The 14,219-nt window shown below is 62.6% G+C and carries 10 protein-coding genes; 5 read left to right on the plus strand and 5 right to left on the minus strand.

The features are described 5' to 3' along the window. Positions 1-95: 95 nt before the first annotated feature. Together PGX04_RS19100 and PGX04_RS19105 are read right to left on the minus strand one after the other, a co-directional pair. On the minus strand, positions 96-1,019 hold the full coding sequence (locus tag PGX04_RS19100; RefSeq protein ID WP_273739962.1) for a hypothetical protein: 924 nt from the start codon (positions 1,017-1,019) through the stop codon (positions 96-98). Between the two features lie 229 nt (positions 1,020-1,248). Then, positions 1,249-3,333, minus strand: coding sequence for a hypothetical protein (locus PGX04_RS19105; protein ID WP_273739963.1), 2,085 nt, complete (start codon positions 3,331-3,333; stop codon positions 1,249-1,251). 547 nt (positions 3,334-3,880) lie between these two features. Between PGX04_RS19105 and PGX04_RS19110 the strand changes: the two genes are divergently transcribed. Together PGX04_RS19110 and PGX04_RS19115 are read left to right on the plus strand one after the other, a co-directional pair. Then, positions 3,881-4,840 carry a GNAT family N-acetyltransferase gene (locus tag PGX04_RS19110; protein WP_337959480.1) on the plus strand — a complete coding sequence of 320 codons (960 nt, stop codon included), beginning with the start codon at positions 3,881-3,883 and terminating at the stop codon, positions 4,838-4,840. 87 nt (positions 4,841-4,927) lie between these two features. Beyond that, the gene (locus PGX04_RS19115; RefSeq protein WP_273739966.1) at positions 4,928-5,989 is read left to right on the plus strand and encodes a GNAT family N-acetyltransferase; all 1,062 of its coding nucleotides are present in this window, start codon (positions 4,928-4,930) and stop codon (positions 5,987-5,989) included. Between the two features lie 113 nt (positions 5,990-6,102). On the opposite strand, the gene PGX04_RS19120 is transcribed toward PGX04_RS19115, so the two are convergent. Next, a complete protein-coding gene (locus tag PGX04_RS19120) occupies positions 6,103-7,347 on the minus strand; it encodes a heparin lyase I family protein (protein WP_273739967.1) in 1,245 nt (414 codons plus the stop codon). A gap of 569 nt (positions 7,348-7,916) precedes the next feature. On the opposite strand from PGX04_RS19120, the gene PGX04_RS19125 reads away from it, so the two are divergent. Then, positions 7,917-9,803 carry a hypothetical protein gene (locus PGX04_RS19125; RefSeq protein ID WP_273739968.1) on the plus strand — a complete coding sequence of 629 codons (1,887 nt, stop codon included), beginning with the start codon at positions 7,917-7,919 and terminating at the stop codon, positions 9,801-9,803. A 15-nt stretch (positions 9,804-9,818) separates the two neighbouring features. Here PGX04_RS19125 and PGX04_RS19130 read toward each other — a convergent pair whose 3' ends face one another. Then, entirely contained in the window at positions 9,819-11,279 is a 1,461-nt protein-coding gene (locus PGX04_RS19130) for a flippase (protein WP_273739969.1), read from the minus strand. 481 nt (positions 11,280-11,760) lie between these two features. Here PGX04_RS19130 and PGX04_RS19135 point away from each other — a divergent pair, with 481 nt between their 5' ends. Together PGX04_RS19135 and PGX04_RS19140 are read left to right on the plus strand one after the other, a co-directional pair. After that, positions 11,761-12,351, plus strand: a complete 591-nt coding sequence (locus PGX04_RS19135) for a hypothetical protein (protein ID WP_273739970.1) — start codon at positions 11,761-11,763, stop codon at positions 12,349-12,351. Between the two features lie 169 nt (positions 12,352-12,520). Beyond that, on the plus strand, positions 12,521-12,799 hold the full coding sequence (locus tag PGX04_RS19140) for a DUF8044 family membrane protein (RefSeq protein ID WP_273739971.1): 279 nt from the start codon (positions 12,521-12,523) through the stop codon (positions 12,797-12,799). 238 nt (positions 12,800-13,037) lie between these two features. Here the strand turns inward: PGX04_RS19140 and PGX04_RS19145 are convergent, their stop codons facing one another. Beyond that, positions 13,038-13,907: a DUF7982 domain-containing protein gene (locus PGX04_RS19145; RefSeq protein ID WP_273739972.1), complete on the minus strand. Its 870-nt coding sequence runs from the start codon at positions 13,905-13,907 to the stop codon at positions 13,038-13,040. Between the last annotated feature and the right edge of the window lie 312 nt (positions 13,908-14,219).

Raw genomic sequence — 14,219 nt, forward strand, 5'->3', positions numbered from 1 at the left:
AGTACCGAGGGACGGCCGGACCGTTCCGACTGGGAAACAACCGATTACCCGTCAACCGGCCGTCTCACAGTGACGGTATCGCGGTAGTTGCTGCGTTAGTTCTCGAGCGCCGCGCGAGCCTCTTCGCGACCCATATTGAGACAGATATCGTGGTCGTCGTAGTAGAGCGAGCCGGTGCCGTTGCCGACGACGTAGCCCATCGGCCCGACGCCTTCGATCCGGTTGTCGTCGCTCTTGGTGAAGCGCATCTCGGTGTTCTCGAACGCGAGTTCACCGTTGATCCAGTAGCGCATGATCCCGTCGGGGTTCGCCGTTCCGTTCTCGTAGGAGTTGACCTTCACGTGGGCCTCGATCTCGTTCCACTCGTCCATATTCACGACGGCGTCCGTCATCTGGAAGTCGCCCGAACCGGAGTTATCGAGGTGGTAGCAGTAACTGAAGAACTTGTAGCCGTCGGGCGCGGGCGAGTCGTTGCGGTTGGCGAAGCCGATCGCGTTCGACCAGCCGTTGGTACCGTCGGTTGCGCCGCCGCCCGAGGAACCGGTTCCGTTCGTCAGCGGGGCCCAGAAGATCCTGATCGTGTCGTCCTGATTGAGGTCGAAGTTCTCCGGATAGAGTTTGAATCGGGTGTACACCTCGTCCTGGTAGTCGCCGATGTGCTCCGGGAATCGGTACTCGCAGTTGGCGATCTTCTGATCGCCCGTGAATGCCAGATGGAGCGAGTTGTCGCCCGTCGCCGCTCGGTCCGCCACGAATTCCGGCGTGTGACTTCCCCGAACGTCGTTGACGTCGTAGACGGCACTCGGATCGCGATACTCGTCGTAGTCGACGGTGATCGACTCTCCATCGGAAGCCACATCGGCTGTCGCGCTCGCGAGTCCGGAGAGTCCGAGTGCGGCGGCCGCCGATCCGGCCGTCGAGAGATAGGATCGGCGCCCGAGCGTCAGCGTGGCGGCGCTGCGCCGCTCGTCACTGTCGGCCGATCGACCGCGGTCGAGTTCCGATTGATCGCTCGTCATGCAACTGGGAAACGAGAACATACGATTATAAGCCTTTATTACTCATTAGCGTACTGAAGTGGAGACTGTATAGTAATATTTCTATAATTATCGGTACATTCTCCTATTCTTTACTGAATCGTAAATATTTGATTGGGCGGTGGGAAAAAACAGATTACTCGCGGAACCAGCGAGGAACGTGTCGGTTTCGGTGGGACACTACGCCACGAGAGCCGCGGGACCCGGTTCGCTATTCGTCGGCGTCTCGGAGGTCGTGGTAGACGTTCACGCTGGCGTCGCCCAGCAGCGAGAAGTCGTCGATATCCCCGTCGAACCAGTAGGCGTCGAGTTCGCCGTCGGCGACGGTCCCGTCCACGGACGTTCCCTCGAGGGCGTCGGTGGGATCGATGGTCGCGTCGCGGTAGGTCGACTTGATCACGTCGCCGTCGACGGCGAACGAGTACTCGGAGCGGCCGTCCGCCTCGGTTCCGTCGATGACGATCGCGTTCGGGGGTCGGAGCGTCCCGCTGTCGTAGTCGGCGGGATCGATCCGCTGATCGCCCACGTACACGTGAGTCTCTCCCGCTTCGAACGAGAAGTCGACGAGGTCGCCGGCGAATCGGAAGCGGTGGACGCCTCGGTCGATGGTTCCCGAAACGGTGCTGCTCGAGAGGAGTTCGGCTTCCGACGCCGACGCGTCGCCGAGCACGGTATCGATCGCCGCGTCGACGGTCGCCTCGTAGCTCGTCTCGGTACCGTTGCCGACGATCGTGAGGAGATTGGGGAGTTCGTCGCCGTACTCCGCCGGATCCACGGGCTCGCCGTCGATCAGCACGCGAGCCGCTCCGTCGACGGTCAGTTGCTCGAGGTCGCCGGAGAAGCGGAAGGCGTCTCGCCAGCCGGCGACCGAGCCGGTGACGTGGCCGGCTTCAATGCCGTCCTCGTCACTGATCGACGCGCCCCCGATCGTCGCTTTCTCGACAGCTCCGCCGACCTCGAACTCGTACTCGCTGGTTCCGGTCGTCCCGAGGCCGTCGACGAGGATGACGTTCTCGAGCGGTTCGTCTCCCGCGTCGGCTTCGTCTGCGGGCGTGTCCGGATAGTCGTCCGGATCGATTCGCTCGCCCGAGACCCACAGCTCGGACGGGCTCGGATCGGCGGAGATGGCGACGATCTCGCCGTCGAAGAAGTAGCCGTCGACCGTTTCGGGTTCCGCGACGGCCTCGACGACGGCGTACTCGTCGGTGGCAATTTCGACCGTGTCGTTGTACGTCGCCTGGCCCCAGTCGGACTGGACGATGTCGCCGTCGACGTACACGCGATACTCGGCCTCTCGATCGACGTTTCTGTAGGTGAACAGTTCGTCGTACTGGTCCCGCTCGCCGGGTTCGACCAGATTCGGATCGTCGTCGTACGACGGCGAGTCGTCCCTGTCCCCCGGGACCCCACCGATCGCGATCTCGTGGTTGTCGTAAACCAGCGCGCCGCCCGAGAGGTTCGACCCGACGACGTAGCCCAGCGGACCGACGCCCTCGATCTGGTTGCTGTCGCTCGTGGTAAAGCGCATCCCGGTGCGCTCGAAGGCGAGCTCCCCGTTGACCCAGTAGCGCATGACGCCGTCCCGGTTAGCCCGCCCGTTGGAAACGGTGTTACACCGGACGTAGCCCTCGACCTCGTTCCACTGGTCCATCCAGATGGGGGCGCTCGTCATTTGGAACTCCCCCGAGCCGCTCCGGTCCATGTGGTAGCTGTAACTGAAGAAGTTGTAGCCGTCCGGTGCCGGCGAGTCGTTGCGGTTGGCGAACCCGATCGCGTTCGACCAGCCGTTCGTGCCGTCGGTTGCGTCGCCGCCGGACGATCCGGTCCCGTTCGTGAGTGGCAGCCAGAAGATGCGGACGGTGTCGTTCGCCTCGAGTTGGATCCCGTCAGGGTAAATATCGAATCGCGTATACACCTCGCTGGGCATGTCGTATCCGTTTTCTTCGAACCGATACTCGAGGTTCGCCGTCTTCTGGGCGCTCGAGAACTCCGTTCGCAACGCCCGCTCGGTGCCGTTGGTCGGCGAGGAAACGAACTCCGGCCGGATGCCGCTCCGGTTGTCGTTGACGTCGTACACGTCCGACGGAGTACTGTACTGCCCGTAATCGAGGTCGATCAGTTCCATCCCCTCGGAAACATCGTCTGGCGCAGCGCTCGAGACGCCCGCGGACGTGCCGAGCGCCGCCGCTGCTCCGCCGGCGAGTTTCAGATAGGAGCGCCGATTGATCGTCTCAGTTTCGGGATCGTCTGCAACACCAGATGACGAGTCATCCGGGTCCGGAAGTTCGCGTGCCATATACGGTGGGTAATAAGATCTTACCAGGGTAAACTTTCCGTTTATATTTAACCACATTTTCAATATATTCTTTTTATAATTGTATTCTATGGATTCGAAATGGCGAGATAAGAATGGTATTTTTAATTTCTGTATTTCGTGTAGGTAGCAGCTGCTTACCGAATCAAACCCGCGCTGCTCACCCGGTTGCTATCGCGCCCCACAGAGACGGACAGTCGATCGGCGGTGATGAACGACGTCGGCCGCGACCGTCCCAGTAATCGCTTGTCTCGAGTCGCCGATTCCCGTGCTGATCGCTGAACCAACCTGTTTCGGCCCGTGTTCCGCTACTACGTCCGCGTATGGCTGACATTACAAAGCGGATATAACTCCAAGTACGGCGGGAGTCTCGCTTGCGGCGAACGGACCATCCGTCGCAACGATATGCTGACCAACAATGAGTATTACAGTTTCGACAGCTGATCCGTCAGAACAGGACACGTGGGATCAATACGTCGAACGATCCCCCCAAGGAACGGTCTTTCACCGGTACGGTGCGCTCGAATGTATGCGGAATCACTCCGGTGGGACGCTGTATCCGCTAATCGGGTATAAGGGGCAGGAACCGGTCGGGATCTTCCCCGTCTTCGAACTGAACAGCGGCCCGGTCACGCTGGCGTTCTCCCCGCCGTACGAACTCGGCATTCCCACGCTCGGTCCCGCGTTGTTGAACATGGCAAAACTGAAGCAGCGAAAGCGGGAGAAACGCCACGCCCGCTTCGTCGAGAGCTGTCTCGAGTGGATCGACGACGAGATCGACCCTCACTACACGTACGTCGAGACCGACTGGAACTACGACGACAGTCGCCCGTTCGTCTGGAACGACTTCGACGTCTCGCCCGCGTACACGTACGTCCTTCCGCTCGATGATCGACCCAGCGAGGAGGAACTCATCGGTCGGTTCAGTTCGAGTCCCCGCCGGCGCATTCGGGATCACTTGGACGAGGAGTACACCGTCGACGTCGGCGGTCCCGACGCCGTCGAGTGGATCGTCGACCGGGTGACCGAACGGTACGAAGAGCAGGATCGGACGCCCCATTTCACCGTCGACTTCGCGCTCGAGCTCTCCGAACGCCTTCCGGACGGTGCGGTTCGGCCGTACCTCCTTTCGATCGACGGCGAGCCCGTGACAGGTTGTCTCATCCTCGAGGACGACGGGACCGCACACCGCTGGCAGGGCGGCGCGATCCCCGACACTGACTTCCCCGCGAACGAGGTGCTCGAGTGGCACATGATGCGCGATGCGATCGATCGCGGGATCGAAACCTACGAACTCGTCGGAGCGAACACGCCGCGACTCAACACCTGGAAGGCGAAGTTCAGTCCCGAGATCAGGACCTACTATTCGGCAAAGCGATCGTCGACGAGCATGGATGTCGCCGAGAGCCTGTACCTCAATCTCCGGGACAAGAGCTCCCTGCTCACCAGACTGTCCCCGGCGACCGAGTCCGCTCCGAAGGGGAAGTGAGTCGTCTCCGTCCCATTGCACACGCGAATACCGGCATCGCCGACGCGAACAAGCCGTCGAACGACGAACGCTCGAGCTACCATACCCGTGTCAGAACTCGATCCGACCCTGTACCGGAGCATCGAATCGATCAACGAAAACCAGTGGAACAACGTCGTAACCCAGTCCGACCGGGGAACCGTCTACCACCGGGCCGGCTGGATTCGGGCGATCGAAGAGGCCTTCGACTACGGCGGCCACCACGTCGTCGTCGAAAAGGGCGGCAATCCGGTCGCTCTCATGCCGAATTTCGCGGTCGATCTCCCGATTCCCGACTCGATCAGGGAGCGCCTCCCCGTTGCGGTGCCGCTGAAACGGCTGGTGTCGATTCCCACCGGATTCGGCGGTCCGATCGTCCAGACGGACGAGGCCGAATCGCTCGACTTGCTGTTCGAGAGCCTCGAGACGACCACCGATCGCACCGTCATCAGCCACGCCATCGAGACGTACGATCTCGAGTACATCCGGTACGGACAGTACCTCCAGACGCGGGGGTACGAGCCGACGTTCGAGTCGTGTCTGTTCCTGCTCGACCTGCGGGACGGCTGGGACGCCATCCTCGACGGGATGGACAAGGGACGCCGACGCGACATCCGGAAAGGGAACGAACAGGAGTATCGAATCGAGATCGACCCGCTCGGAACCGACCTCGAGACGACCTACGACTGGTACGTGAAAAACCTCGAGCGAGTCGACGGCTCGCCACTCCCGAAGGCGTTCTTCGAGGCGCTGGTCGACCATCTCGAGGATCGAATTCGCGTATTCAGGGCTATCGTCGAAGGTCGTGAGATCGGCCGGTACGTCTACCTCCTCGACGAGGAAGGCGGCGTCTTGCACCACTGGTTGTCGGCGATCCCGGACGCGGACGACTACGAGTACTATCCCTCGGAACTCCTCCACGAACGCGCGATCAACTGGGGGATCGAACGGGGGTACGATCGGTACAACTTCGGAAAGACCGGCTCGCACTTCTCGAACTCCGTGTTCCGCTTCAAACACAAGTACGGTGGGTCGGCCGTTCCAGTCTTCAACGTCGAAAAGGGCTATTCGCGGCTCGCGTGGCCGGCGTACCGGTTCGGGCGAGACAAGTACGTCGAAAAGTCGCTCTGACACGGTCTGCTGTACCGATGTACCAGCGCAACTGCGAACCGTCCCGCGGTTGCGCGGGAAATGACTTACAGCGGTCCGTCTGAATCGGTCCGCGCGTCGCGCGGAAGCCTCGCTCACTCGTCGGGGGCGGACGGGAACTCGGCCGGATCGACCCGGTCGCCGGAGAGCCACAGTTCCTCGAGTTCGGGATCGGCGTCGACGGCGACGAGTTCGCCGTCGAAGAGGTAGCCGTCGGCGGTAGCCGGATCGGCGTCCGCGTCGACCGTCACGTAGCCGTTTCGGGTGTTGTCGGCCAGCGAAATTTCGACCGCATCGTTGGGGCTCGCCTCCCGACCACGGACGTCGCTCCACCGGCTGTGAACGACGTAGCCGTCGATATACAGCCGATACGTCGTTTCGGCGTCGGTCACGACGGTAATTCGACCCTCGTACTCGTCCGTAGTGGTCGGGTCCGCGACGAACGGACCGCGGTCGCGCGTCGATCTATTCGCCGCGTCGGCACCCCGGAGTTCGTGATCGTCATAATAGATGGCGAGATCGGTCGGTGCGGTCTCGGTTCCGCCGTAGCGGACCAGCGGGCCGGCGTACTCGATCGCCTGCGCCTCGGTCGTCGTCCAGCGGAAGTCGGTCCGCTCGTAGACGAGATCGCCGTTCACCCAGCAGCGAGCCTCGCCGTCCGGTTCCGCCTCACCGTCGGAGACCGTGTTCATCCGGACGGACGTCTCGAGTCGGAACCACTTTCCGGCGGGAATCGGTGCGTCGATGACTTCGAACTCGCCGCTTGCGCCCCGCTGGTCCATGTGGTACGTGTACGCGCCGAGATTGTACAGGTCGTCGCCATCGGTCCCTCTGTCGGTCACGGCGAGCATCGTCGACCAACCGTCATCGCCCGACGGCTTGCCGCGTCCGCCGGAACCGTGCGCGCCCGCCTCCGTGTTCAGTCCCGCCGACCAGAACCGACAGATGTCCCCGTCAGCCATCGTCCAGTCGTCGCTCAGCCGGATCATCGAACGCTGGGAGACCTCGCGGGGTTGTTCGTACCCCCTGTCGGGAAACCAGAACATCGCGTTGCTCCCGTCGCTCGCAGCCGACGGAATCGTACACCGCAACGCCGTCTCCCCCGTATACGTCTCGTCGTCGACGAACGAGAACCGACTCGGATAGCCCGTCCAGACGCGATAGATCTCGGTCGGATCGGCGTACGCTCCGTAGTCGATTTCGATCGATTCGAACGTCTCCCCGCTCGCGTCGATATCACCGTCGCCCACGTTCCGTGAGATGACCGCCATCCCGCCCGCCGTAATACCCGCTGCGGTGGCCCCCCCGAGACACTTCAACAACGACCGTCGCGTTACCATTCGTTTCTCTCCCCATCACAGACGTCCGTAGTTACGATCAGGAATCGGACGGCAATTCCGGACTATGCGCACACCGCTTTGAGATATGCCCGACCTACCGCCGACGATGGACCACGCCCCCAGACCCGGCTCGTATCGTCCGAGCAACGAATGGTCGACCGTGATATCGTCAGGTTCGCCGTTCCGACCGTCGCTGATCGGTGCGACTCCGATATCGGGAGGCTCCAGCGCGTGTCGCTGTGTCCCCGAACGCGGCCCCTACCCGCCGTTCGCTTCAGCACGACTCTCAGTATTCGCTCCATTCTTTTTATTTGGTGTATTAGATATTGCATATGTGTCGAATTTCAATCATAGATTTTGAAATGTATCTCCGCGTATCCGTGCCGCTATCTGCCAGTATACCTCATCGTTCTCAGGATTTGTGAACAGTGTGAAACGCTTAACGAAGCCCGTCGTATTAGACGCTGACAGATGAGCTGTCTCACAGCGTGGCGGATTCCGCCGACTGCGCGTCGGCGCCGGCCGCGAGCCGAACCGCAACGGGAGCCGATACCGATCGGTGATGCACCGTGAGACGAATCACTCACGAGCTATACGGCATCTCGTCGATCGCGCTGCCGGTGCTGGCCGTGATCGGCATCAGCATACCCCTGCTACTCGGATCGGGGAACCTGGCGATCCTGGGGCTTTACTTCGCCGTTCCGATGGTCGCAGCGCCGATAGTGGTCCGGGCGTTCGGCTCCGACCGGTCGGTCCTCGAGCGAAACGACTGGCGCGTTCCACGGGTCGACTGGCGAGTGTGGTCGATCGCGTTCCACCTGCTCCTGAGCGGGCTGATCGCGTTACTCGTCATCACCAACGTCCGCCCGCTGGCCTTCTACGCGGGGGTCGCGCTCGCGTACGTGCTCTGCTTTTTGCTGATAACGACGACGCCGTCCACTCGAGGCAGACACGTGATCGCCCTCTATCATCTGATGGCCATCGCGACGCTCGTCATCTACAGCGTGACGCTGAACTACGAGTTCTTCGTCGGCCACGGTGACCTGACGACCCACGTCGCGTTGGTGTCGGCGATCGTCGAGACGGGGCGAACGGTGTCGCTGGTTCCCGAGTACGAGGCGTTCCAGCTGTGGCACGTCTACGCCGCGGTGTCGACCCAGCTGTTCGGTGACTGGGTCGCCCACCACACGACGATGTACGTCCTCTCAGGTGGCGTGTTCGCCGCGGCTATCGGGCTCATGTACGGAATCGCCCGACGCGTCTATCCGAACGAGACCGTCGGATTGCTCTCGTGTCTCGTCCTGATCGCGTTCCCGCTGTACCTCTTCTACGGCATGTACTCGATCCCGCGTAGCGTCACGTCGATTCTGTTCCTCGCGCTCGTTCTCACGCTCGTAGACCGTCCGACGACCGGAATGCGGGCCCTGACCGTCGTTTTCGTCGGCGCGATCGTCGTCTATCATCCCGTCTCGATCCCGTTCGTCTTCGCGATTCTCGTCGTCCTCTCTCTCATCGAGCGGACGATCGAAACCCCCGTCCGGATCGTCGACAACTACGTCCTCTCGGTGACGGCGCTGATCACGGCCGTCTACTGGCTCTACGAGGCCGAGTTCATCGTGGATCGGATCGTGGACACCATCTCCGTGAGTTTCTTCGGATCCACACCGTCCTCGGGAACGCCACAGGGCGTGCTCTCGAGCCCCTGGGCCGAAGTCGCCAACTACGCGGCCTACGCGTTCGCGCTGTTTTTCGTCCTCGTCGGGTTCCTGTTCTGGCAGCGGCGAATGGCCGCGAGCGACGCGGACCAGACGGCCGAATCGGATCGACGGCTCCGGCCGAGTCGAACCGTCCCGCTGGTCACGTCGCTCGGCATACTCACCGTCGCGCTCGTACCGCTGGCCTTCCCCGGTCCGACGCTGCTGCTCGATGCGCTGGCCGGCGTCAACATCAGTCGGTTCGGCCACTACAGTTTCATGTTCATCGCACTCATCGCCGGCTACGGGCTGTACGAACTGCTCGACCGCGGCGGGATGACGGTGTTCCTCGCCCTCCTCGTTCTCACGTCCGGGTTCGCGGTCACGGCCGTCTCGAACGACTTCACCGCCTCGGACAATCCGGTCGTCGAACGGCCGTTCTACACGTTCTACCTCACCGAAAACGAGCAGGCGTCGTTCGAGACGATCGACGCGGGCTACGAGGGAGAGATCGGAAGCGACAGGACCAGCTGTCGGTATATGGGTGCGCTCCACTCGTCGTCGTGTTCGGTCGTCGACGCCGGCGAAGACGAGGCGCTGTTCGCCGACTACGACGGCGTTCTCATCAGGGAAGGCGAACTCGAGGACCGGGGCCGACCGTTGCAGTTCTCCGAGTACGTCGAAGCGGAGTCGATCCCCGAGGACGAACTCGCGACACGAGATCGAGTGTACGATTCGGACGAGGTCGCGTTCTACGGCTGATCGGGACGTCGTCGATCAACCCCTGAGCTGGTTCGCGACCTGTTCGACGTTGATGAGATCGAACGCCTGACAGGCGACGAGCCAGACGACGCCGCTCGCGCCGATGGCGATCACCAGCCCGCCGAGTCCCGAGAAGAGGCCTAACAACACGAGGACGACGGCCGCCATGCCGACGGAGATGACGGTCGCCGTCGCGACACAGCGGCCGACGGCTCGGACGTCGAACGGCAGTTCGGTCGAGACGATACCCACCGACAGGATCGCGTACGTCCCGTACGTGATTACGGTCGCGATCGCGGCACCGACCGCCCCGAACTCGGGGATCAGGAGGACGTTCAAGGCGACGTTCGCGACCGAGGTGATCGCCTTGAGGACCGCGCGGGAACGGGCCCGGCCGAGGTAATCGAGCGCGGGTCCGGAGATGTTCTCGAGGGCCTCGAAGAGGACGAACAGCGAGAGGACCTGCACGACGAGGACGCCGCCGGCGTAGCCCTCGCCGAAAACGGTAACGATGGCCGGGTCGGCGACGACGAAGAGACCCACGCACGCGGGGATGTACAACGTCAGCGTCTTGGTGAGGCTCTCCTGATAGACCGACGTGGCCGCCTCGGTTCGGCCCTCCGCCGTTTCCGCACCGTAGGACGGCGACAGCGCGAATCCGATCGAGGCCGCGGGGACGCGCGTGAACTGGCTGATCTGCTTGCCGATCGTGTAGAACGCGACCTGCGTCGGGTTCGTGAGTGCGCCCACGAGGATCACGTCGAGGTGGCCGTCGACCTCGGCGGACAAGCGCGTGACGCTGAGCGGGACGTTGTACCGGAGGATGTTCATCCGGACCGCACCGTCCGTGGCGATGCTCGAGCGCTCGAGGTCGCTGACCTGCCAGACCATCCAGTGGCCGAGCAGCGTCGCGATGGCGAACGCGAGGACGTAGCCGACGACGGCCGCCGTCGGCGTCCGCCAGACCAGGACGGCGACGGTAACGAACAGCAGGGTCATGAGCCCTTTTATCGCGTGGAGTTTGGCGGTGGCTGAGATCGCCTCGTACCCCTGCAAGATACCCCGATTGTACCGGTAAAGCGTGTAGAACAGGACGTACGTGGATCCGACGAGCAACAGGCCGCCGAGTCCGGCCTCACCGACCAGCGTCGCGATGAACTCGGCACCGATCACCAGCGAGATCGCGACGATCATCGAGGCGACGACGACCAGGATCCACGACTCGACGACTGCTGCGACGGCTCGCTCGGACGTGTCGTCAGTGTCCGCTGCGATGTATCTCGCGGCTGCCCACGGCAGTCCGGATTCGCTGAGGAACCGGGAGAACGAGAAAATCGAGAGCGCGAGCGCGAGCAGACCGTACGACTCCGGCCCGAGCGTTCGAGTGAGAACGAGCAAGAGGAGTCCGGTGGATGCGACGTGAACGACGCGACCGCCGAAATCGGAGACGATGTTCGATATCAGTCTGTTCGCCATGTGGGTTGTGTGGCCATCGTATCGGCTTCGTGCAGGTCAGTCAACGCCGTCGTTCGGAATCCGGTTCTCGTTCCGAGACGATTCGTCTCGATTTTTGCGGCGACCGGTCGCCAGTTCGTCACAGCGCGCTTGGCTGCGTCATCTCGTCACCGTGCTCTCTCCTCGCTGCGCCATCTCGTCGCCGTTCCGCTCCGTCACTGCGTCATTTCGCGCCGCGTCATTCCGAACCGCGCCATCTCGACACCGTGACTACTGGTGCGAAGACGACGTGAGACGTGAGCGAATCGCTCCGCAGCCGAATTCGTGCAACTGACGCTCTCATGATGAATACGGAACGATAACCGTCATTGCTATTCACTGCCTTCAAACGCGGCCGAACGTGTAAGCGCGGGATTCCGTCACCCCTGTCGATCGGGTCGTATCAGAAACTGGAAAAACGATCACCAATTCATATGGCTTCGAATTCCATCTAGTTGCCACGATGTCTATCATCGGTAAGGCCAAAAAGGCGAAACTCGATCTCGCCGTCTACGAATTCGCGGGCGACCTCCCGAGCGAGTCATACGCGTCGACCGAGTACGAACTGAGCACGGTCGACGACACGGACTCCGTCCGTCGATTCTTCGGAGACGACTCCGAATGGCGGGACCGGTACTTCGAGTACCTGAACGACGAGTACGTCGGCATGGTCCTCCACGAGGGAGACGACGTGATGAGCTACGGCTGGATCCTGACGCCGGAGTCGAAGCGCGCCCCGCGGGCGCTGCCAGACTCTATCTGCGGCGAGGACTGGTACTGGCTGTTCGACGCGAGGACGATGCCCGAGTACAGCGGACAGGGACTCTTCAAGGAGATCAACCGCGTCCGAACCGAATGGATCCTCGAGCGCGATCCGGACGCGACCATTTACACTGATACCGGCGTCGATAACGTCGCCCGATACGGAATCGAGTCCTCGCAGTTCGAGCCCTGCGGAACGATGTCCCTGTTCAGATTCGAACTCCCGGGAACCCCGCTCTGGAAGTGGAGTCGCTGGAATCGACACACCGAGCATCCGGCGATGCCGGAGTAGTGGTCCGCCTCGGCGGTCTATCGGCCGGTTCGCCTCGGCCGATCGGCGGACGTGCCATTTTGTCGACGGCGGCTACTTCGGGATGGACGCGGTACGAATCGGTTACTGACCGTCTACGGCGAGTACTATCGCGTGGCTTTATATCAGTCGTCGTGATAGGTCGCCGGCAATGTCGACGCCGCTCCGCCGCAGATACGTTCGCGCACAGCTCGTCTGGCTGCTCGGGGTCGTGCTGGCGCTCTCGATAGCGGGCACGTTCTCGTACGCCCTGTTCGTCCTGCTCGCGGTCATCGGGTTCGTAACCATCACCGAACTGCTGACGCCGGCCGACGTGCCCACTCGGTGGCGCGATGACCTCGACGTGCTCCTCACGGTCGCGCTCGTCGCCGCCGTGGTCGCCGTGAACGTCAGACTCGTTCAGCTGTTCGCGCCGGACGTACTCCCCTGAGCGCCACTCGCGGTTCGGCCGACCGGCCGGCATCGCTCGCGGCGAACCACACGACGCTGGCCACCACCGGCGAAGGTGCTATGGATCACCGTGACCACCGGCCGCTTGCGGAACGAATCGGAAAAGTCGACGCCAGATTGCGGCACGCAGATACTCCTCACTCCCCGCTTCTCGCTTCACCATCTTCTCGCTCCGTCATCTCCTTACCCCGCTATCATCTCACTCCTCGTCACCGCTCCTACTCGGCGTTCGTCTCCCAGTGGCAGCGAACGAGCCACTCCCCGCGGTCCGTGTCGTCGGTCACCTCGAGTCGAACCGGTCGCTCGAGGTGGGTCGCGAGACCGACGGCGAGGATCGAGGCGACGGGGTGATCGAACCGATCGACGGGCCCGAAGGCGCTTCCGGAGACGGCGATCTCGGCTCGTCCCGCTTCGACGACTGAATCGGTCGCAGTGACGAACTCGAACCGGTCCTCGAGCGCGTCGGTTAGTTGCTCGACCATCGCGGCCGGCGTCGACAGCTTCGCATCGGCCACCGCTCCCTCGACCTCGCGAACGAAACCGCTGCCGATCGGCTCGAGAAAGAGCCCCCGGCGGTCGGCGTCGCCGGAGACCGGCGCAGTCACTGATTCCGGGGCATCGTCCGAACGACGCGGAACGAACAGTCTGATATGACCGTCCTCGTCCGGGAGATAGAACCGGTCCGCGCCGTGGTCGAACGCGGCGATCAACGCGTCGTAGTTGGCGGCGCACGCCGCGTACACTTCCTCGGCATCGCCGCGTTCGATGAACTCACCCCGCGTCATCGTGGCGACGAGCAGTGCCCCGACGACGCCGATCCCGGCGAGGGTGAACAATACGCTCTGCGCGCTCGGCACGACGAACGCACCACCGACGCACAGCGCGCTCAGTCCGACGAATCCGAGCGTCGACGGATCCGTCCCGCTCCGTTCGGACCACCCGACGTGGTCGTGGAGGCGCTCGTTTCGAGCCGTCAACCGCTCGGCCCGGTTCTCGAGGTCGGCGAGCCTGGCCCGGGACTGGTCTCGCGGTCGTTCGACGCCGGCGATGCTCCGATTGATGTTCTCGTCGGGATTGTCTGGCTTCATGGCTGAATTCGATCCGTGTTCGACTGGAAGTGCGGCTCTCGTCCGCCTCGACGGGATGGAGCGGGACGCTCCGGTCGATGGTCGGCTCCCTCGCAAAGAAGGAGTGACGTGCCGACAATTGACTCGAGCGACAACATTCGTCACGGATCTAGTGCTGCTTCAGTTGAAAGTAATGGACGTGCTACACTCTCCGTGACTCGACTGAGACAACGGCAATGGGACTCGAGACGACCCGTATAGCCGATTTTTGGAGGGGTCACCACCGTTCGTCCGGTTGGTCACGGGTCTCGCCGTTACTCCCATCCTTCGCCG

The organism is Natrinema soli, from assembly GCF_028618695.1.